Origin of the sequence: Geobacter benzoatilyticus (genome assembly GCF_017338855.1) — a bacterium.
Lineage (GTDB): Bacteria > Desulfobacterota > Desulfuromonadia > Geobacterales > Geobacteraceae > Geobacter > Geobacter benzoatilyticus.
Map to the genome: position 1 here is coordinate 3,492,244 of NZ_CP071382.1, position 19,849 is coordinate 3,512,092.

Annotated in this window: 19 protein-coding genes and 2 pseudogenes; all 21 read right to left on the reverse strand. The window is 56.7% G+C overall.

Going from position 1 to position 19,849, the window contains the following annotated elements; translation table 11 throughout:
* Positions 1 to 5 precede the first annotated feature (5 nt).
* Complete coding sequence (locus JZM60_RS16215; protein WP_207163430.1) at positions 6 to 500, reverse strand: chemotaxis protein CheW; 495 nt, start codon at positions 498 to 500, stop codon at positions 6 to 8.
* A gap of 225 nt (positions 501 to 725) precedes the next feature.
* Positions 726 to 1,391, reverse strand: a pseudogene (locus JZM60_RS16220) (methyl-accepting chemotaxis protein); the annotation flags it as partial.
* Positions 1,391 to 3,124, reverse strand: a pseudogene (locus JZM60_RS16225) (chemotaxis protein CheA); the annotation flags it as partial. The pseudogenes JZM60_RS16220 and JZM60_RS16225, both read right to left, overlap by 1 nt.
* A complete protein-coding gene (locus JZM60_RS16230; RefSeq protein ID WP_207163431.1) occupies positions 3,124 to 3,489 on the reverse strand; it encodes a response regulator in 366 nt (121 codons plus the stop codon). The pseudogene JZM60_RS16225 and the gene JZM60_RS16230, both read right to left, overlap by 1 nt.
* The gene (locus JZM60_RS16235) at positions 3,489 to 3,851 is read right to left on the reverse strand and encodes an STAS domain-containing protein (RefSeq protein ID WP_207163432.1); all 363 of its coding nucleotides are present in this window, start codon (positions 3,849 to 3,851) and stop codon (positions 3,489 to 3,491) included. Before JZM60_RS16235 ends, JZM60_RS16230 begins: the two co-directional genes overlap by 1 nt.
* Positions 3,852 to 3,898: 47 nt before the next feature.
* The gene (locus tag JZM60_RS16240) at positions 3,899 to 5,782 is read right to left on the reverse strand and encodes a methyl-accepting chemotaxis protein (protein ID WP_207163433.1); all 1,884 of its coding nucleotides are present in this window, start codon (positions 5,780 to 5,782) and stop codon (positions 3,899 to 3,901) included.
* Positions 5,783 to 5,931: 149 nt separating this feature from the next.
* A complete protein-coding gene (locus JZM60_RS16245) occupies positions 5,932 to 6,327 on the reverse strand; it encodes a response regulator (protein ID WP_207163434.1) in 396 nt (131 codons plus the stop codon).
* Positions 6,328 to 6,475: 148 nt separating this feature from the next.
* Complete coding sequence (locus JZM60_RS16250; RefSeq protein WP_207163435.1) at positions 6,476 to 6,949, reverse strand: cytochrome P460 family protein; 474 nt, start codon at positions 6,947 to 6,949, stop codon at positions 6,476 to 6,478.
* 58 nt (positions 6,950 to 7,007) lie between these two features.
* Positions 7,008 to 8,627 carry an alginate export family protein gene (locus tag JZM60_RS16255; RefSeq protein ID WP_241426300.1) on the reverse strand — a complete coding sequence of 540 codons (1,620 nt, stop codon included), beginning with the start codon at positions 8,625 to 8,627 and terminating at the stop codon, positions 7,008 to 7,010.
* A 172-nt stretch (positions 8,628 to 8,799) separates the two neighbouring features.
* The gene (locus tag JZM60_RS16260) at positions 8,800 to 9,555 is read right to left on the reverse strand and encodes an energy-coupling factor ABC transporter ATP-binding protein (protein ID WP_207163436.1); all 756 of its coding nucleotides are present in this window, start codon (positions 9,553 to 9,555) and stop codon (positions 8,800 to 8,802) included.
* Positions 9,552 to 10,364, reverse strand: coding sequence for a cobalt ECF transporter T component CbiQ (cbiQ, locus tag JZM60_RS16265; RefSeq protein ID WP_207163437.1), 813 nt, complete (start codon positions 10,362 to 10,364; stop codon positions 9,552 to 9,554). Before cbiQ ends, JZM60_RS16260 begins: the two co-directional genes overlap by 4 nt.
* 60 nt (positions 10,365 to 10,424) lie before the next feature.
* A complete protein-coding gene (locus JZM60_RS16270) occupies positions 10,425 to 11,483 on the reverse strand; it encodes an energy-coupling factor ABC transporter permease (protein WP_207163438.1) in 1,059 nt (352 codons plus the stop codon).
* A gap of 63 nt (positions 11,484 to 11,546) precedes the next feature.
* Positions 11,547 to 11,810 carry a hypothetical protein gene (locus JZM60_RS16275; protein WP_207163439.1) on the reverse strand — a complete coding sequence of 88 codons (264 nt, stop codon included), beginning with the start codon at positions 11,808 to 11,810 and terminating at the stop codon, positions 11,547 to 11,549.
* 5 nt (positions 11,811 to 11,815) lie between these two features.
* Positions 11,816 to 12,460 (reverse strand): metal-dependent transcriptional regulator, encoded by a 645-nt coding sequence (locus JZM60_RS16280; protein WP_207163440.1) that lies wholly within the window; start codon positions 12,458 to 12,460, stop codon positions 11,816 to 11,818.
* A 220-nt stretch (positions 12,461 to 12,680) separates the two neighbouring features.
* Positions 12,681 to 14,672, reverse strand: a complete 1,992-nt coding sequence (gene feoB / locus JZM60_RS16285) for a ferrous iron transport protein B (RefSeq protein ID WP_207163441.1) — start codon at positions 14,670 to 14,672, stop codon at positions 12,681 to 12,683.
* Between the two features lie 104 nt (positions 14,673 to 14,776).
* The gene (locus tag JZM60_RS16290; RefSeq protein ID WP_207163442.1) at positions 14,777 to 15,208 is read right to left on the reverse strand and encodes a Fur family transcriptional regulator; all 432 of its coding nucleotides are present in this window, start codon (positions 15,206 to 15,208) and stop codon (positions 14,777 to 14,779) included.
* Between the two features lie 328 nt (positions 15,209 to 15,536).
* Complete coding sequence (locus JZM60_RS16295) at positions 15,537 to 15,941, reverse strand: VOC family protein (RefSeq protein WP_207163443.1); 405 nt, start codon at positions 15,939 to 15,941, stop codon at positions 15,537 to 15,539.
* A gap of 4 nt (positions 15,942 to 15,945) precedes the next feature.
* On the reverse strand, positions 15,946 to 16,674 hold the full coding sequence (locus tag JZM60_RS16300) for a cytochrome c biogenesis CcdA family protein (RefSeq protein WP_207163444.1): 729 nt from the start codon (positions 16,672 to 16,674) through the stop codon (positions 15,946 to 15,948).
* Between the two features lie 73 nt (positions 16,675 to 16,747).
* Positions 16,748 to 17,260: a TlpA disulfide reductase family protein gene (locus JZM60_RS16305; RefSeq protein ID WP_207163445.1), complete on the reverse strand. Its 513-nt coding sequence runs from the start codon at positions 17,258 to 17,260 to the stop codon at positions 16,748 to 16,750.
* Positions 17,257 to 18,639: a sigma-54-dependent transcriptional regulator gene (locus JZM60_RS16310; protein ID WP_207163446.1), complete on the reverse strand. Its 1,383-nt coding sequence runs from the start codon at positions 18,637 to 18,639 to the stop codon at positions 17,257 to 17,259. The genes JZM60_RS16305 and JZM60_RS16310 overlap by 4 nt, the downstream gene beginning before the upstream one ends.
* 12 nt (positions 18,640 to 18,651) lie before the next feature.
* Positions 18,652 to 19,755: a two-component system sensor histidine kinase NtrB gene (locus JZM60_RS16315; RefSeq protein ID WP_207163447.1), complete on the reverse strand. Its 1,104-nt coding sequence runs from the start codon at positions 19,753 to 19,755 to the stop codon at positions 18,652 to 18,654.
* Between the last annotated feature and the right edge of the window lie 94 nt (positions 19,756 to 19,849).

The following is a 19,849-nucleotide window of genomic DNA, read 5'->3' on the forward strand; positions in this document are numbered from 1 at the left end:
GGCCTTCAAGCCGCTTCCCCCGACACCGCTCCGGCGGTAACAATCTCATCACCGGTGAAGGTGCGGTCGATGTCGAGAATCATAATGAACTGCCCATCGTGTTTCCCCATGCCGAGGAGGAAGTCGGTATTGAGTTTGGTCCCGATGCGGGGAGCCGGCTCGACCTGGTCGGGCTCCAGCTCGAACACCTCCTGCACCGAATCGGCCAGGGCGCCGATGATGATGGTTTCCCCCTCATGATCCACTTCCACGACAATGATGCAGGTATTGACGGTCTTCTCCGTTTCCGGCAAGCCGAACTTGAGGCGCATATCCATCACCGGCACCACGCTCCCGCGCAAATTAATCACTCCGCGCATGAAATCGGGTGTTTGAGGCACCCTGGTGATGGAAGTGAACTCCAGAATTTCGCGCACCTTTGCCACCTCCACTGCGAACACCTCATCCGCAAGCTGGAAGGTCAGATACTGCCGGGTTTCCGTTATTGCTGCAACGCTCATGGTAAACCTCCGCAAGAAATTCTTCTCCGGGCACGGGGCCAACAGGCCTAGTCATCTCACTCCGCCAACACCTACCCTATAAAGTATCGGCAAGGCGTTTGCCTTCTTTAGATCAACAGGGGAATCCCTGAACTTCCATCAGAAAAACCCTGTGGCATGCAAGCACCCCCCCTCCCTGGCAACAATGCAGCAAATTGCTTTCAGGCCGCAATAGCACCGCGAACTCTAGAACTTTTCAAAATCAGTGTCCATGGAGTCACTGCTGTCCATTTCATACGCAAAACCTGTTGCGGCAACGGAAACGGACTTGGACGAATAGCCATTGGCAGGGGCAGGGCCGGATGTGCTACGCCAGCCAGGGATTCGACCCCGTATTTTGGCCTGACTGGGCGCCGGCTTGCGGCTCACCAGGTCACCAATCCTGAAGAAGCTGATTGTTTCCTTAAGTTGTTCCGCCTGGCTCGCAAGCTCCTCTGATGTGGAGGACATCTCCTCACTGGCCGAAGCGTTCTGCTGAATCACCGTGTCGAGTTGCTGGATGGCCTTATTGATCTGCTCGGCCCCTGCGTCCTGCTCGCGGCAGGCGGCGCTGATCTCCTGCACCAGCTCCGCAGTCCGCTGGATATCCGGAACGATGGTCGCCAGCAGTTCACCGGCCCGGACAGCAACCTCCACACTGCTTGACGAAAGCTCACTTATTTCCCCGGCAGCCCGCTGGCTCCGCTCCGCCAGCTTGCGCACCTCGGAAGCGACCACCGCAAAGCCTTTGCCGTGCTCTCCGGCCCGAGCCGCTTCAATGGCCGCATTAAGGGCAAGCAGGTTAGTCTGCCGGGCAATCTCTTCGATAATGGAGATCTTGCCGGCGATATCCTTCATGGCATGCACCGTGTTACGAAGCAGTCATTGCCGATCTTGACCAGCAAGCTCTCAATGATGGCCAGGGTAAGGGGGAGCTTTATGGTAATTACGGTGCCAATCCCCCGTTCGCTCTGGATGTCGATGGTCCCCCGCAGGGCCTCGATGGCCCGCTTGACCACATCCATCCCCACGCCCCGTCCCGACACGCTCGTAACGGTTTTTGCGGTGGAAAAACCTGGGGCGAAGATGAGGCTGAATATCTCTTTGTCGGAGAGTTCGGCCGTGGCGGAGACAATGCCCCGCTCGATTCCCTTGGCCCGGATGGCCTCCCGGTCGAGCCCCTTTCCGTCGTCGGTGATGGTAATGAGTACGCTGTCGCCCGAGTGCACGGCGGCCAGGTGAACAGTCCCCTGGCGGGGCTTGCCGGCGGCAACCCGTTCGTCGGGAGCTTCTATTCCGTGGTCTATTGAATTGCGGATAAGGTGGACCAGGGGATCGTTCAGCTTCTCTATGACCGTCTTGTCCAGTTCGGTTTCGGCTCCCTCGGTGGTCATCTCGATGTCTTTGCCCAGCTCCACCGAAAGGTCGCGCACCAGGCGCTTGAACTTGCTGAAAGTGGTGCCGATGGGAAGCATGCGGATATTGAGCGCCGTGTCGCGGAGTTCGTTGGTGAGGCGCTCAACCTCTTCGGCAATGGTGACAAGAAGTGCGTCGGCACGGCCGGCAGCGGTCTGGGAGAGGCGCGCCTGGACGGTGACGAGCTCGCCGACCAGGTTCACCAGGATATCCAGCTTCTCGGCCGGGACCCTGATGCTGGAGGCACTCTCCTGGGTCTGGCGCTCTTTGCGCACCTCCTTCACATGCTGCTGCTCCACAAGGGCGGACTCGACCTTCTCGGGAAGGATGACGCCATGCTCTACGAGAAGCTCCCCGAAACGCTTTTGCTTTGCGAGGATCGCCTTCATATCCTCCGGGGCCAGATCTCCCCGTTCCACGAGAATAAAACCGAGCTTCTTGTAGTCGGCATCTACATCCAGGATACCCCCATCATCGATTACGTCGATTTTCAAGTCGCAATCGTCCTCGATGAATATGAATACATCCCGAATGGCATCAATCCCCCGCTTGGTGGTCAGAATCACGTCCCATAAAAGGTAACAGTTCTCGGGATCGATCTCTTCCAGACGGGGGACCCTGGCCATCTGGGCCACCATGCGGCAATCTCCGAGCTGGCGGAGTTCTGCCAGGAGCAATAGGGGATTGGTGCCGTTGACGGTCACGTCCGGGGACGGCACGAAGCGGATGCGATAGGTGACAGCCTTCTCCCCATTCGATTCCGAAGGTGCCGCCGTGACAGGAGTCTCTCCAGTTGCCCCATCGGCCGGCGCAGCCGGGACAAGCAGCCTGAGCCCGGCGATCACCGCTTCGGTGGCGCTTCTCTCCACCGCGTCGCCTGCACCGTCAGAGGCATCAAGCATCCCCTTGATGAGGTCCCTGGCTTTGAGGGCAAGGTTGACCAGGTCGCGCGTGACCTTGATCCGGCCGTTGCGGACCATGTCGAAGACGGTTTCCACCTCGTGGGTAAAGCCGGCGATGTCATCGAAACCGAACATGGCCCCCGACCCCTTGATGGTGTGCATGGCCCGGAAGACCCGGCCAATCAGGTCGGCGTCCTCCGGCGTCTCCTCCAGTTCCAGGAGCGACGACTCCAGCTCGGCCAGCAACTCGTATGCCTCTTCCTTGTATGCCTGCCGGTGCGAGTCCATCAGCCTATTACCTTCTTCACCACCGCGATGAGTTGTTCGGGCTTGAAAGGCTTGACGATCCAACCGGTGGCCCCCGCAGCCTTTCCTTCAGTTTTTTTCGAATCCTGGCTTTCGGTAGTGAGCATGATTATCGGGGTGAAGCGATGGGCAGGCAGTGCCCGAACCCCCTTGATGAGCCCAATGCCATCAAGGTTAGGCATATTCAGGTCGGTAATCACCATATCGACCTTCACGCCGCCCAGTTTTCCCAGAGCATCCTTGCCATCTACCGCCTCAACCACATCGTAACCGTTCTGCTTGAGCGTGAAGGCAACCATCTGGCGCACGCTGGCAGAATCGTCAACTGTCATAATCGTCTTGGCCATTATTCACATCCTCCAATCCAGACGCAGGTTTTTCCCGTATCAGCAGAGCACCCCACATGGCGCCGGAATCCGGCAAGTTCCACCACCTCGGACAGCACGGGGTTTACGAGCCCTTCAACGCCAAAACTTTTCCGGCGGGCATAGGCCTCACGATGAGCCGAGCAGAGCAGCTGCAACCCCGTAACGTCAATGGAGCCGACCTCTTCCAGGTTGACGACAACCATTTCCGCCGCGTTGAAGGCCTCAATGAGCGCCACCCTGAACTCACCGGCAAAAGGGATTGTCAAATCGCCCCTGACCATGAGGACAAGGGGCGCCCCCTGATCTGCCGGCTGTTCCCTTGCTATCGTCAATGCATCCATTGTCTCTCCCTCGCCGTTACCGGTCCATGTTCCCAGGCCTCAGGCCCTTAAAACAGTTCCACATTGTCGCCGAACCCATCGTCCTCCGCAGCTCCGCAGGATGCTGCCGCGGCAGACGCCGGCACCGGAACGGTCCGTGATGCTTGCCCTTTGAACAGGGAATCATGAACCTTCCGCTCGCTGTGCATAGTGTACCGGTCGGCCAACTCCCGCAACCGCAACTCTTTCACATGATCCGCAGAAGCGGGTACAAACTGCCGCACTTCATGCACGATGCTTTCGATCTCCGCAAGGACTCCATCAATGACCGCCGACGAAGTTTCATGGACCGTCATCACTCCCGTGGCCTGATCGATATCGTGAGAAAGTGATTGCACCTCTGAATCGACACGGCCGAGAAGACGGAGGATACGTTCGTTAACCTCTCGGACAGAGCCGAGAAGATCCCGGATTTCCCCTATCAGGCCATCCACTTCTTCGGCAATGACGCGGACATCGGTGTGAATCTCCCGGTTCAGCCCCTCCGTCACCTCCGTTACCTTCCGTAAGGTTTCGGAGACGGCACTGGTCCGGGCACGGGCATCGACCGACAAGTGCTGGATCGACTCGGCAAGCACGCCGAGGGCAGCCCCGCCGTCACCGGTATTGGCCGCCTTCACCTGGGAGTTGAGGGCGATCAGCTCGATTTCCGAGCCGATTTCCTCAATGTCAGTCACAAAACCGGCGATGTTTCTCACCGACAACACCACCGACTCCATGGCAGACGCCAGGTTGCGGTTAGCCGCGGCATTAACCGCGAGGCCCTCCGTAACGCGCCCTATGCCGGCCTCCATTTCGACGAAGAAAGAGTGCCCTGCCTGGTCGGCGGTTCCGGTCATCACACGGGTCTCATCCGACATACGGGTCTGTAGCTGAGCGATATCGCGGAGGTTCTCAACAATACGCGCAACGGCAAACGACAGTTCGTCGCGGGCATGAAGCAGTTGGGCCACCTGAAGCTCACTCACGTCCGCCGCCTCGCCGGCAACCTTCAGCGGATCGGCCGGCTGAGCGGTCAATTGCAGCCCCACCTCTTCAAGGGCTTCTTTTACATGCTCAATCTGCTGGCGGGTTATATCGTGGAATTGCAGAGAGGTTACCACTTCGGCGATACTTTCCGCAGTTTCGGCGGAAGAGGAGGTTACAACCCCGACTGCCGCAGAGCAGCGATCGTTGATATCAGCCAGGGCAGCGAGGTCTGTGCGGGTTTTATCAAGAATGTTGCGGACATTTTGTTGATGCCCCGTGTCGGTAGCGGAAACTCGCGCAAGGGCTCCGCCGATCATGGCGGCAAGAGCATCCTTTTCTGCAAGGATCGCAGTCGACTTTTCCTTGATGGAAAACGAAAGACGCTCCACATCACCGGCAAGGGTATTGAATCCCACCGCCCCTTCACCGAGTCGCGCGCTCTCAATCTTGACCGCAGTGCTTAACATATGGAGATTTTTGATAATCCTGCGAAATCCCTCCAGGGGTTCGTTCACATTATCTATATACGAGAGGATTGTATGAAGTGTCGTGGTGCTTTGGCCGGTTTCCTCATCGGCACGGGAGAGGCAGTCGGTAATACGGTCGACGATACCGTGAAGAGCTGTCATGTTGCGGCCGATCTCTTCGCCAAGAATCAGGTCGGCCACCTCATGCGACATTCCCTCGATCCGGGCCGCCCGGGAATAAAAGTCATGGAGCCGGGCACCGATGGCGAGGAACTCCTCCTCGGTGGAACCGTTGAGATGGGCAAGACGGCTGCCGATGGCGGAGAAACGCTCGTTCCACTCTCCGAAATGGGAGGTTAAGGGTGAAGGAACAACAGGAACTGGAGAAGAGGGGTCAAAATCCGCCGAGGATTGGGGAGGGGTAACTTTGAATCTGCGCAAAAGCGATAGTGCCACGGAAGGACCACCTTTTCTATGGGAGCACCTCCGGAATCCGCCACTGGCCGGTTCCGGTAGTTATACAAAATCACTGACTGTATACTCTATCGTCACTCAGCAGAATATCTTGAGTAAAAGCTTACAAAATAAATACCCGAAGGAAGGAACTACATCAGGCCATGGCGCCGAATCTCTTTCAGGAGTTTCTGCCGGTTAAGCGGCTTTACGAGATAGGATATCGCTCCACCACGGTACAGCGCATCAACGAGGTTCTTGGGATCCTCAAGGGCGGTGGTCATGATTACCCTCACCTCATGGGCGCACGCAACCCCCAGTTCCCGCTCTATATCCCTGATATCCTCCAGCAACGTAGAACCATCCAGGGGCGGCATCATGATATCCATGCAGATCAGGTCATAGGGACATTTCCCGTCATGGGCGACTCGAAAGGCATTCACAGCCTCGTCCCCATCTGTGGCAAAGTCACACTCGCCCAGGGGGGAGAAAAGTTCTTCCAGCTTTCTGCGGGCTATGAAATCATCCTCGACAATGAGCGTCTTCAACCCTGAAGTCTCCTTTCACGCACAGCACATACAGATTTCCTTATCGGCCGTTTATGCATATAGTTGAGAGAAAAAAACGCCTCTTATCCACAAACGTGAAAACGCCGCGGTTGCCCGCGGCGTTTCTTGTGTCTCACCCCAAATGTGGCTATTTGAAGTCGGCATATCTGGAAATGACGAAATGCCGGTCCTTTGCCTCCTTCAGATGGCATTCGAAACAGTTCTTCACCGGGTTCACCCCCGACGGCTTTCCTTCCGCCGTGAAGCCGGCAAAAAGCCACCCGCCGGTGGCGGTCTGCTTCTTGTCCTTTTTCATGAGGACAATCATGCTCTTTTTCCCCTTGACCGCTTTCCCCCCTTCGTTCCTGATGGTGTGCTGCACCACCACGAAACGGCTTCCTTCCGGGTACGGCCCCCCTTTCCGGTAGGCGGGCATGGTCTTCTTGTCCACATAGATATTGTGAATGCCATAAAAAAGCGACGACTTGTCGCTTACAATCTTGTCCGAGCTTTTAGGCCACGTTTCGTATCCCTTCGGCAGAGCAATCTTGTCGGCGGCAGTGGCGACAGTGGCGGCCATAAGGATGACAGCAGCAGCTAATATTGTTGTGGTTCTCTTCATCTCCTCCCCCTTGATGCGTGGTATGAAGGGGAAAGATACCCCAACGGCAGACGATTGTCTACCGCGCAGGCTTTTGGGCCGGCTTCTTTGGCGCCGTATGCGACAAGTCGAACTGAAGCATCAGATAACCGTAGTGAATATCGTCATCACTGTCGGAGGCATCACGGAAAAACTTGCCGGTAAAAAAGCGGTCATAACCGGCAATGACCGAAAGGGATTCGTTAACCGCGTACGTCAGCGTTAAATCGGTTTCGAGGCCGATGCGGCGACTCGCTTCATCGGCGGTGTAGTTGGCCAGAAAGTAACGGCCCGTGGCTGACAAAATCAATTCCTCGGTTATATCTACCCCCCAACCGAGGGTATAAATCTGGAGGCCGCTGGCATGGGAGTCTCCCACGTCCAGTCCGGAAAGGTCTCCCACGACGCCCATGTCGCCAGCAAGAGACGAATCGGTAATCTGGTTGAGAAACTCTTTCCGGCCGCTAGTGCCGTCAGCCGCCTCGCGGCTCCCCGAACCGTAAGCGGCTCCGGCAAAGAAATGATTGGTGAACCCGGCAAACTCCGTATCGGCGTACAGATCCACATGGCCACCCCAGGCACTGATGCTCTCATTGCCGTCAACGCCGTTATAAAGCCGCCCCCGCTGCCATACCGGCTCCACTTCCAGGGAAACCGGCCCCAGTTTCGCCGTGGCTCTCAGACCGACGGAGTTTCGGTGCTCGCCGGAATGACGGTCATCGGAGCCGGTATCACGGAAACCATAGAACTCCAGAGCGGTGCCTTCGGCAATGTTCCAGGTTGCATAAGCGCCGGCAAGACTCCCTTCGACGCCGTCGGACCACGGCGTTGCATACCAGCCACCAAAGAAATCCACCGTCAGGGGCTTCACCGGCGTAAGCCTCAACCGCAGGGCATCAAAGGTAAGACCCTGATAAAAAGAGTTGCTGCCAAGCATGAAGGCGCTGCCGTAGACCAGTTCCTGACGGCCCGCCTTCAGGGAGTTCCCCTCGCAGGAGGGGCAGAGAATTTCGGCAAACCCCTGGTAGAGTGAAACCTTACTGTGCTGCTGGCTGCCGCCGTTGTAGCCGTATCCCTGCCCTTCGGCGTGGATGTCGAGCCAGCCGGCCGGATGCCAGAAAAAATAGGGCTTAACACGGTAAAGGAAACGCCCCTCGCCGTGGCCGGGAGCATAGCCGGAATCGGGCAGCCGGAAGGTACCGGCACCCTCCCCCCGCATAAAACCGTTCACCCCTAGGCGATATTCGTAATCGTAGCTATCGGGTTTTGCCAACATCGATTCCACCTGTTCACGCAGCGAGTGATAGCCATGACGCTTTTCCAACTCGTCGGCGAGGTCATCCCGAAGCCGGAGAATCATCTCCCGGTCCTCTGGCGCAAGAGCAGCCATGCCTTCCTTTCGGCATTTGGCCAGAACCTTGTCCATGACACTGATGAGGCAATCGGCCGCATCGCTCCGCGGGCACGGCGTCCCTTCGGCGGTCATGGTTTCGGGAAGCGCTCTTCCGGCATCATAACGGTGCGAGAGTTCGACAACTTCCCGGCACACGCCGGCCTGGGCCGTCTGGACGGGAACCGCCACAGTCGAAGCCGCGGACGCCTCCCCGCCGGCCAAAGCAAAGACAAGCGGCAGCGCAACAAAGGAGATATTCATGTTCATAAAAAACACACTCTTCATTCTGATTTGATATTCCCATACGGTCGATGCCGCCGCTTCAGCTTGGCATCGCGGCAATTTATCCCATGGCACTAAAACTTATCGGGCTTAAACCATTGGACTTTACTAAAAATTTCACATACCGGATCAAGAAGGCGATTAATGCAGGCATTCTCTACCCTGAAGAGCGGCAAATAGGGCACCCCTGCATAGATAAAGGAGGCTCCAGCCGGCAGGAGGAAAGGAGGCCGGCATTGCGGAAAATTTCCCGCGGAGGTCCGTCGGCAGCCACAACACCCTCCCTGAGGACGATGACCCGCTCGCAGAGCTCCAGCACCATGTCCAGGTCGTGGCTCGTGAAAATCTTTGTGTGCCGGAATTCCCGCAAAAGCCCCATGAGTTGCCGCCGGGCGAAAGGATCCAGCCCCGCGGTCGGCTCGTCCATAACAAGGATGTCCGGTGACATGGAGAGGACCGTGGCGATGGCGACCCGCTTTTTCTCCCCTCCCGAGAGGCGATAGGGTGGTTTCTCTCTCAGGTGTCCGGCACCTACCAGCGCAAGTGAATCCGTCACCCGCCGCTCCACCTCCCCGGCAGGAAGCCCCAGGTTGAGGGGACCGAAAGCCACATCATCGGCAACCGTCGGCATGAAGAGTTGATCGTCCGGGTCCTGAAAAACCATCCCCACTGTTCTGCGCACCTCCGGCAACGTACCCTTGATAACCGGCGTATCGCCGATGCGCACGTTGCCATCGGTCGGGGTCAGGTAGCCGTTGAGATGGAGCAGCAGGGTCGACTTTCCGGCGCCATTGGCGCCGATCACCGCCACAGACTCTCCGTGGTGAATGGTGAATGAAATACCCCGAAGGGCCTCGGTGCCGTCCGGATACGAATGGCGAAGATCTCTGACCTCGACAATATGATGACTCATGAAATGACCTCTGCGATCAGGGCACCGGCCAGGCGCGGCAGATTGACATAGCGAAACAGCAGAAAGAGCAGACACCAACCGGCCGTGAACACCAGCTCCCGGCGGCCGAAACGGTACTCGCGCCGGACGTGGAACGCCCCGCGGAACCCGCGCGAAAGCATTGCCATATGAATCCGCTCGGCACGGTCCCAGGTGCGCAGAAGCAGACTTCCGATCAAAGCGGCATAGGATTGCAATCCCATGCCGCGCTCCGCAAAGGAGCGGAGCTCGCGCGCCCTGGCCATGCGCACCCCTTCGTCTCCCAGGACAAAAATATAACGGTAGAGAAAGAGAAGCTGCACCACAAAGGGGCGGGGAACCCCGAACCGCTCAAGGGCCATGCAGACCCCCGTGAAACCGGTGACTGCCACGAGAGCAAGGGCTCCTCCCACCGTAAGGGCAGCGCGTATGATTATCGAGAGAAAGGAAATCCACCCTCCCGACACCTCCAGGTTACCGAACATCATGAGCGGTTCCCGGTCAAAGATCGGATTGAAGAGGCCCACCACGGCGGCAAATGGGATTATCATCAGGAGTTTGCGGACAATGACAGCAGGGGGAATACCGCTTACGGCAACGATAACCACGGGATAGAGAACAAATGGGATGAGGCCCGAAACCTCGTAACGGCCGAACGAAACAACCATCACGATGAAGAAGAGGGTTACGATGACCTTCGCCCGGGGGTCGAGCCGATGGATGGCCGAGTCCCCTTCGGCAAGGAGTTCGAGGCGGTTCAGATCGCGGAGTGCAGTCTCAATGTGGGCCATGGGATAGTAAGCACGGGGGCAAGCATCCCCCTTGAGCGGATGATGCGGCCATGGGCAGAATCACGGTGATTGGCGCCGGCGCAGTACAGTGCCGATGCCAAGGGCTATGACCAGGGTCAACGCCCCGCCGGCAATGCCCGCCACGGAAGAGCCGATCCGGTCATCCCCTGCCGGGGGTATTGCGGTCTTTGTCGCGGCAGTTTCTCCATGGGGCGCCGGACTCTGCGCATCGGACCGGCCAAAGGAATAGTCGGGGAAGAGGGCTATTTTCTCCTGAATTTCCGCCAATTTCCCATGGATACCCCCCTTTGGGGCCAACAGCTCTTCAGTGCCGGTTACCCCGGCAATGGCCCATTCGAGCCCGTCCGGCTTACCGGAAGCAAACCAGGAGAGACACCCTCCGGCAAAAACGGCCACGGTAAGCAGCGATAAGATCAGCCTCCTGAAACCGGCACCGGATGCCCCGCCCAGGGGAGCCACGGGAGTGTCGACGATATCCGGATGGGCCTTCGTCACAAAACCGATTACCGCTGCCGTAGCAAACCCTTCAACGATTCCTATTGCCAGATGAATCGGCTGCATCAGGAGAATGAATGAAGAAAATGGCAGCGCTGCGACCCCGGAGAATACCGTTTCCAGAACCACGGCAAAGGCACCGAACTGGAGGCCCGCCACCGCGGCGGCAACCGAAGCTGCGGTTATTCGCCCCTGGCTCGAACCGGCAGGAGCTATTGCTCTGTAAATCAGGGGATAAGCGACAAAAGCGGGGAAAAAGCCGAGATTGAAGATGTTGCACCCCAAAGCCAGCAGCCCGCCGTCTGCAAAAAACAGGGCCTGGGCAAAAAGCACCGAGGAGATTACGATAAACGCAGCATATGGACCCAGCAGCACCGCCAGCAGGAGCCCACCACCAAGGTGCCCGCTGGAACCGGTCCCCGGTATGGCAAAGTTGATCATCTGGGCGGCAAACACGAAAGCTCCCAATACCCCCATGAGCGGTACCTTCCGCTCGTCGAGCTCATGCCGCACCTTACGGCTGCACCAGGCGATGGTACCGGCAGTGGCCGCCCAGAGCGTGCCGCCGACCACGGGGGAGATCAAGGCATCTGCCATGTGCATGGTGGTTAACCCTCTTTTAAATCGTCACCTAATCGTGTTACGTTTTTATCATTTGTAACACCGTCAAACAACAAAAAAAGTCTTTCCAGTCAAAAAACGGATTTTGGTACGATGAGCTTCCAATTCAAAGGCCTGTAAGGCCGGGCATTTCAACTGATTCCACATGGACAGCCTCTTGCCCGCACGAACCTCTGCAGCTGCTGCCTTGCATCCAGCAATAATCACGCCGTCATCAACGGCATCGGCGGATAAATATTCTCCTGAGACTAATACGCAAAAAGCCGGGCAACTGCTGCACCCGGCTTTTTGCGTGAATTTAGAGTTCAATGGCCTCACCTTCGCACGTAAATCTCCCGCGCAAGGGCCGTATCGATGGCAAACTCGGAATATCCGATCCTGAAAACGTAAGACGGAAAAGTCTGCATGATGTTTATCCGGTTGCCCGGCAACACCCCCATGGCCATGAGCTTACGCATTTTGGTGTCATCCTCGGTGAGAATGTAGGCGATTTCCCCCTCCTCCTTCGCTTTGAGCTCGGTAAGGGGAACCACGCCAAGATCGCCTTTCTTTTTCGCCTCGTCGCAGCAGTCGCCGGGTGGAATTGGCTTACCGTGGGGGCAAGTTGCGGGATGGTTGAGCATGGTGCAGACCTTGGCATCCACCTCTTCGTGCAGCAGGTGCTCGAACTCGCATGCCTTGGCCTCGGCGCTGTCGCCGCGGATATTGAGCACATCCATCATGAGGCGTTCGGCAAGCCGATGACGCCTCACGGTCCGTTTCCCCTCCTCCTTGCCCTCGGCTCGCAAGCGGACTTGCCCCCCCTTTACCTCGATGTAGGCAAGGGTGGCCAGCTCCCGGTACGCCGGATCGTCGGCCGCGACGGAGATTGCTTCCATATCGAGATGTGGCTTCCCCTCCTCCTCACAGGCTACCCAGAGGGCTTCGAGAATCTCTTCCGCTTTATCGGATAATTTCATATCGCTCTCCTTGATGGTTTTCACAATGCAACATCGTAATTCTATCGTGTTTTTCCGCTTCTTTTCAGAACATCTTTCAAGGCCTTGATCACCTTCGGCTCGGGGGGATTCTCGTAGAAGCATTTCGGGCAGCGGATCGACCGGCAAGGCTTCCCACACCGGCCACACCCTTTGATGCCCTCTTCCTCGGAGAACTCATTACCGCAGAAACCGCAGCGAATCATAAAATCCCCGTCACCAGGATTAATCGGTTCAGCAGATAGCCGCTCCCAAAAGCCATAAAGGAAACAAAAACCGCGATAAGGGTTGCAGTCTTGAGACCCCGCTCTTTTTTCATAATGAGAAACTGGGCCACGCAGGGGACGAAAAGAGTAAGGGTTACCGCCGCCACCACAAGCTGCCGCGGGTCCATTATGCCCTTTTCCTGGAGGTCATAGAGGCCCGCCGCCCCGTAGTCCCGACGGAAGAAACCGAAGATGAAAGCCACTGCCGCTTCCCTGGGGAGGCCTACGGCAGCCATGACCGGATCCATCCAGTCAACCAGCTTCTCGAAGAAATGGGTGACTTTGCCGAGCCACAACAAGACCGATACCAGGATGAAGATTGGTAGAATTTCCAGCAAATACCACTGCATCCGGGTGTAGGTTTTGGTCATTACGTTGGAGAACTGCGGCAGCCGCATGGGCGGAAGCTCCATGTAGAACATCGGGGTCTCGCCCGGCATTATCCGGGCCGCCAGAAGCCCTATGACCAGGAATATCGTCAGCAGGCAGGTTGCCCATATGGCCAGCGCCCCCGGCGTTTTCGAGAGAAGCGCCATGATGACCCCGAGCTGGGCCGAGCAGGGGATGGCCAATGCCAGGAGCACGGTCGCAATGATCCTCTCCCGTACGGTTTCAAGGGTGCGGGTAACCATGGTGGCCATGGTATCGCAACCGAAGCCGAGCACCATGGGGATCACCGCGCGCCCCGTGAGGCCGATCTTCTTGAATATACGGTCGACCAGAAGCGCCAGCCGCGGGAAGTAGCCGCTGTCCTCAAGTATCGAAAAGAAGAAAAAGAAGGTGGCGACGATGGGAAGAATTATCCCCACGGCGTAGCGAAGCCCCAGGGTCAGCACGCCGTATTCCCCCACAATCAGCTCTTGCACGATCTCCCACGGAACGGCCCCTTTGACGAGATCCGTTACCCAAGGGTTGAAATACTGCTCGAAGAGAGTCCCCTCCAGAAAATCAACCAGGGTGCCCGCGCCAAAGACCCCCACGAACTGGTACAGCCCATAGTAGAGGACCAGCAAAAGCAGCGGCACGCCGGTCAGAGGATGAATGGCCCAGGAGGAAAGCCGCTCGCCGAAGGTGACCCGCCGCTTGCCGGGAGCCTTTACGACCCCATCGAGAAGCCCTTTCACAATCCCCTTGCGCTCCATGGAAAGATTCAGGTGGAACGAGTCCCGCAGCTCGAAGCTCTTCTCCTTTACCCGTTCAGTGATGTCAGCTCCGTGCTCCCCCTCAACCTCCAGAACCAACTGCGCGATTTCCTCATCCCGTTGCAGCAGCAAAAGCGCCAAGGCTTTCTTCGACAAGATGTAGTCGCCGTGCATAAGCCCTGCAATTTCGGAAATATCGGCCTCCATTCTCCTGCTGTAGCCGAAAACCCCATGAAGCCCTGCATTATAGGAGGTGATGGCACGCCGGATTTCGGCGAGGCCGCGCTTCTTTGCCGTGGCGGCACCGATGACCGGAATGCCGAGTTTTTCCTGCAACAGCGGGATATCTACGGATAGGCCCATGCGCTCAGCCTCATCCATGATATTCACCACGAGAATCACCGGCAGTCCCGCCTCCACAAGCTGGAGCGTCATGGCCAGCATCCGTTCCAGGTTCCGGGCATCGAGAACGTGGATAACGACGTCGGGGCGCTCATTCAGGAGAATCTCCCGCGCGACACGCTCCTCTTCGGTTATGGGCAAAATGGAGTACATGCCGGGAGTATCGATAATCTCGCATGTCTGCCCCTCTATGGTAGTGGTCCCGCGCGATACCTCAACCGACGTGCCCGGATAATTGGAAACCGCCACATAGGCGCCGGTAAGGGCATTAAAAAGGACACTCTTCCCCACATTGGGATTTCCAACCAGGGCCACTTTTTTCCCCCCCGAGGACAGGGGCTCAGCATTGCCATGGCAGGAGCGTTTACGCTCGAACATTCCCATCTGGAATAACTCCTTCACTTAAACGTATTGCTACCGTTATTGTTATTGATATTCACTTTCATGTGAAAACTCAAAAAATACACGACGTGAACTTCCGTCGCGTACTAGGGACGGCACTTCGAGCAGAGCCCGTAAAGCTCCAGTTTGTGATGTTTGATTAGAAACCCGTGGAGAGAGGCAACCTCTTCCTGAAGTTTTTCTATGCTCTCATTCTCGAACTCGATAATGGCGCCGCACTCAGTACAGACCAGGTGGTCGTGATGCTCCCCCTCCGAAACGTGCTCGTAGCGGGTTTGCCCATCGCCGAAATGGATCTCGCGGGCAATGCCCGACTCGGCGAAAAGCTTGAGGGTGCGGTAAACCGTGGCATAGCCGATACTGGGATGCTTCGCCCTGAGTTTGAGATAAAGCTCCTCAATACTCAAATGCCTGTCGGAAGAGAGAAAAGCGTCGAGAATAATGTCGCGCTGCTGGGTCGATTTGAGGCCCCGCTTAGCGATATAGTCCTGAAATATTTTCTGTTTAGCCTTTTTCATCCGGCCCTCAAACTGAAAGTGATTTTCAACATAGTCGAGATACCGTTACCTGTCAATCTGTTTTTAATTTATTCGAATATATCCCTTCACAAAACAAATCAGTATATATTTTTTTGAATATTTGCTAGGCTACCTTGCATAGGAGGTGCGACAATGAACGAGGTGTTGATGCTTGCAGGTTTTTTTGCTTTTTGGGTTGTCCTCAACAAGATAATTCTGCCGAAGTTGGGGGTAAACACCTGAATGGCTGATGCGTGTTCTTCCGGGAAGAAGAACGGTAATAAGGATGACGAAAAAGGGGCGTGAGATTCACGCCCCTTTCAATTTCTCAACGGCGGGCTTCTTCAACCACCACCAGATACCCGTCAGGATCAAAACACCAGAACTCCTTGATGCCGTAAGGCTTTGTCTCCAGGGGATAGAAAACCTCCAGATCCTCCTCCACAACTGCATCGTAGGTTTCCACAATATCATCTACCGTCACGTGTATCGTCATGCCGACACCCTTGGGAAACTCATCGAAACGCCCCCCCAATGCCGGATGCGCCTGAACCACGGAAGCTTCCTCCACAAAAATTATCTCCCACCCGTCCCGTTTCAAGGTTAGATGCTCAGGGGCGCCACGAACGGTAAGCGCCCGCGTCACGTCCAGCTCCAGGATACCGGCATAGAATGCCTCGGTGGCGTATAAATCCACTACAGTGAGCTGAATGGAGACTCCCGCTGCCGCCATGGTCTCACTCCCCCCCGAACCACTGCATGCTGAAGCGGGACAGGACGCTCAGGTAATTGGAAAAGATCATGATCCCGACGATAATGAGGAAGACGCCGGTAACGATCTCGAATATGCGGATATGTTTCTTGAAACGGTTGAACACCGTCAGAAACTGGTGCATGGCCAGGGATGAGAGGAAAAATGGTATTGCCAGCCCCATGGAATAGATGAAGAGGAGAAGGACTCCGCGGGATACCGTCCCTTCAGTTGCAGCCACCATAAGAATAGAAGCCAGAATGGGACCGATGCAGGGTGTCCATCCGGCGGCAAAGGCCACTCCCACCACGAAGCTTCCGAGATAACCGGCAGGCTTGCGATGCACTGTAACCCGTTTTTCTCCGAGCAGGAGGTTAATCGGCACCAGTCCGGTAACATGAACCCCGAAGATAATGATCAGCACCCCGCCAACCTTGCGGATGATATCCATGTGCTCCTGGAGGAACCCGCCGATGAAGGTTGCGGAGGCCCCCAGCAGGACAAAGACGAAGGTGAATCCGGCAATGAAAAGGAGGGTATGCAGGATTGTCTGCTTCCGTACCTCGTGGGTCGGGTGTTCTGCCTGGATTTCAGAGAACGATAGCCCCGTTATGTATGTGATGAATGATGGAATGAGCGGTAACACGCACGGGGAGAGAAATGAAAATAACCCTGCGATGAACGCACCGAAAAAACTGACGTTGGATGTATCCATGGAAACCTCTGCGGTATAGCCGGACAGCTATATATCAGACACTTTATTGATTACCTGCCATATCGCTCACCCGCTACTTTGCTTTTGCGACTGCGTCATTCAGAAATGCAATAACCTGCGGGTTGTCCCACTCTATCGCACCGACAATTTTTTTCAGTATAACACCGTTGGCGTCGATGATGAAGGTCTCGGGGACTCCGGTTATGCCGTAAAGGGCACCGGCACGCTTGTCGGTATCCAAAAACGCGGGAAGATTGAAACCGGTGGTGCTGAAGAATTTTTCAACAGCCTCTTTCCCGCCGTCATCAATGGAAACGCAAAGCATCCGGAACGGTTTTCCGGCCATGGCAGTGTTGAGGCGCATCATTGATGGAATCTCCTGGCGGCACGGTGGGCACCAGGTGGCCCAGAAGTTCAAAATCACCACCTTGCCTTTGAGCTCGGAGAGCGTAACCTTCTCGCCGTTCAGGGCATTCAAAGTCAAATCAACAGCCGGGCCGCCTTCGACGGGTGGTTTTGCTTCCTTTGTGCATCCGGCAAGGGACATAAGGGCAAAAAGCAACAGAATAAGAAGCGTTCTCTTCATTTTTTCCTCTCCAGTGGCGTAATTCCGTATTTTTCCATGCGATAGATAAGGGTGTGGCGCGGTATCCGCAGAAACCGCGCCGCAGAGCTCTGATTCCAGCCGCTGCGCTCCAGGGCCTCCACGACTATCTCTCTTTCCAGCTGTTCCAGCGAATACCCTTCGTCGGGCAAGTTGACAACTTGCCCCTCGCGCCGGGGTTGACGGCCACGCCTTATCTTCTCGGGAATGTCATCGACAATGATAGTATCACCATTTCGCATGATCAGCATCCGCTCAACGGTATTCTCCAGCTCCCGCACATTGCCGGGCCAGTCATAGGCGGCCATGACCGCTAAGGCCTCCGGCGAAAAGCTCACGGATGCGCCGTCGTGCTTGGCGGCAAAATGACGGATCAGTAACGGGATATCGTCCTTCCTCTCCCTGAGTGCGGGCAGATGTATCGGGATGACCGAGAGACGATAGAAGAGGTCTTCCCTGAAATTACCGTTAGAGATCGCCTCCTCCAGATCTGCATTGGTGGCGGCAACCACCCTCACGTCAAGCTTGACCGTATTGCCCCCCCCAACAGGCTCAATCTCTTTTTCCTGCAGGGCTCGCAGAAGCTTTGACTGGAGATCGACGGGCATTTCCCCCACTTCGTCCAGGAAGAGAGTCCCCCCGTCGGCCTGCTGGAATTTGCCCGTCTTGTCCCGAACCGCGCCGGTGAAGGCCCCCTTGACGTGGCCGAAGAGCTCGCTCTCCAGCAGATCCCGCGGAATGGCGGCACAGTTGATGGCGACAAAGGGAGCGGCGCAGCGCGAACTTTTGGCGTGAATGGCACGGGAAACCAGCTCCTTGCCAGTTCCGGACTCGCCGGTAATGAGCACGGTGGCGTCGGTGTCGGCCACCCGGTCAATTACGCGGAAAACTTCCTCCATGGGGCGGGAGATGCCGATGATGCTGCGATACTCTTCCCGGCTGGAAAGCTCCTCCTTAAGGCGGCGGTTTTCTCGGGAGAGCCCCTGCATGTGAAGCGCTTTGCGGACTGTCAGTTTTAAGGCGTCGCGATTGAATGGCTTGGTAATGAAATCGTAGGCCCCGGATTTCATGGCCTCCACCGCCGCCTCCACGGCGCCGAAAGCGGTAATGACGATAACGACCGTATCTGGCGAACGTTCTTTTACCGTCTTCAGGAGCTGGAAGCCTCCCATGCCGGGCATTTTCAGATCAGTCACCACAAGCGCCGGCGCGAAATCCTCGAAGCAGCGCAACCCCTCCTCGCCGCTGCCGGCGGTAAGCACCTCATACCCCTCCTCCTGGAGGTTGTATTCCAGCACCCGCCGCAACGACACATCATCGTCCACGATCAGAACCCGGACTGATTTAATCTCTTCACTCATCACGCTTACCCCTCAAACAGGAAGCTTCACCCGGAAAGTGGTCCCGTGCCCAGGCTCACTCTCCACCGTAACTGCTCCGCCATGCCCCTCTACGATCCGCTGGGTAATGGCAAGCCCGAGACCTGTCCCCCCCTCTTTCGTAGTGAAAAACGGCGTAAAAATCTTTTCGAGGCTCCCCGGCGGAATTCCCTCGCCGGAATCGGCAAACGAAAGTTCCACGAAAGAAGCATCGTCGCTCTGCCTGGCAAGGAGCACTCCCTGCACTGAAACCGTTCCACCCTCCCCTGTTGCCTGGATGCCGTTAAGGAGCAGATTCAAAAAGGCCTGCCGCAGCTTTTCCGGGTCACCGTTAATAACCGGCATCTCCTCCAAATCAAGCACAACCCTGACCCCCCGGGCCGCGGCATCGCTCTCCAGTAACTTAACCAACTGATGCAGCTCCGCATCCAGGTCGCAGGTTTTTTTCTCTCCGTCGACCGGACGGGAAAGGCGGAGAAAATCCTCAACCACGCGGTTCAGGCGATCGGTCTCCTTAAGAAGTATTTCCAGGAATTCGTGTTTCGGATGTCCCTGGGGATAATCGTCCAGGATAATCTCCGCAGTCCCGCGAATGGAGCCGAGGGGGTTGCGGATCTCATGGGCCAGCATGGCCGAGAGTTCGCCCAGGGCGGATAAGCGCTCGGCCTTTCTCAACTGCTCTTCTATGCCGATGATAAGGTCGGCCTGGGAGCGGAGGGCTCGGTAGGACTCCTCAAGCCGTGAAGCCGCCCGCTCAAGTTCTTCGCGGCGTTCCCCCTCCTTCTGACAGAGGAACCCCGTAATACCGCCCACCACATTGTAAAGGACGATTTCCAGAAATTTCTCCAGTTCCAGCGACGGGCGATCCCCCCACTGAAAGAGGATATGGGGAACATAGACGATACTGACAATGATCGATGTGGTGAGCCCCCCCCGTAGTCCGAACCACAGGGCGGCCAGGATAATCGGCAAATAGTAGAGCCGCTGGAAGATGTCGTGGAGGGCGGGCAGGTGCAGCGGCGTCAGGTAGTGGAAGAGGCTGATCCCGACAATTGCAGCGGCGATAAGAAGAATGCGAAGAGGGCCTGTCAGCTTCATGGTCTGATTTATGTAGAGCAAGGCAAGCGATAATGCAAGGGAGAAATCGGCCCGGCCCGGCTGGAGCCGGACCGGACAGGATGGAACAACACAC

Bases quoted from the DNA above. Each gene is read 5' to 3' on its own strand.
- JZM60_RS16215 (WP_207163430.1), bottom strand. From the start codon at position 500: ATGAGCGTTGCAGCAATAACGGAAACCCGGCAGTATCTGACCTTCCAG.
- JZM60_RS16230 (WP_207163431.1), bottom strand. From the start codon at position 3,489: ATGGCCAAGACGATTATGACAGTTGACGATTCTGCCAGCGTGCGCCAG.
- JZM60_RS16235 (WP_207163432.1), bottom strand. From the start codon at position 3,851: ATGGATGCATTGACGATAGCAAGGGAACAGCCGGCAGATCAGGGGGCG.
- JZM60_RS16250 (WP_207163435.1), bottom strand. From the start codon at position 6,949: ATGAAGAGAACCACAACAATATTAGCTGCTGCTGTCATCCTTATGGCC.
- JZM60_RS16255 (WP_241426300.1), bottom strand. From the start codon at position 8,627: ATGAACATGAATATCTCCTTTGTTGCGCTGCCGCTTGTCTTTGCTTTG.
- JZM60_RS16260 (WP_207163436.1), bottom strand. From the start codon at position 9,555: ATGAGTCATCATATTGTCGAGGTCAGAGATCTTCGCCATTCGTATCCG.
- cbiQ (WP_207163437.1), bottom strand. From the start codon at position 10,364: ATGGCCCACATTGAGACTGCACTCCGCGATCTGAACCGCCTCGAACTC.
- JZM60_RS16270 (WP_207163438.1), bottom strand. From the start codon at position 11,483: ATGCACATGGCAGATGCCTTGATCTCCCCCGTGGTCGGCGGCACGCTC.
- JZM60_RS16280 (WP_207163440.1), bottom strand. From the start codon at position 12,460: ATGAAATTATCCGATAAAGCGGAAGAGATTCTCGAAGCCCTCTGGGTA.
- feoB (WP_207163441.1), bottom strand. From the start codon at position 14,672: ATGGGAATGTTCGAGCGTAAACGCTCCTGCCATGGCAATGCTGAGCCC.
- JZM60_RS16290 (WP_207163442.1), bottom strand. From the start codon at position 15,208: ATGAAAAAGGCTAAACAGAAAATATTTCAGGACTATATCGCTAAGCGG.
- JZM60_RS16295 (WP_207163443.1), bottom strand. From the start codon at position 15,941: ATGGCGGCAGCGGGAGTCTCCATTCAGCTCACTGTAGTGGATTTATAC.
- JZM60_RS16300 (WP_207163444.1), bottom strand. From the start codon at position 16,674: ATGGATACATCCAACGTCAGTTTTTTCGGTGCGTTCATCGCAGGGTTA.
- JZM60_RS16305 (WP_207163445.1), bottom strand. From the start codon at position 17,260: ATGAAGAGAACGCTTCTTATTCTGTTGCTTTTTGCCCTTATGTCCCTT.
- JZM60_RS16310 (WP_207163446.1), bottom strand. From the start codon at position 18,639: ATGAGTGAAGAGATTAAATCAGTCCGGGTTCTGATCGTGGACGATGAT.
- JZM60_RS16315 (WP_207163447.1), bottom strand. From the start codon at position 19,755: ATGAAGCTGACAGGCCCTCTTCGCATTCTTCTTATCGCCGCTGCAATT.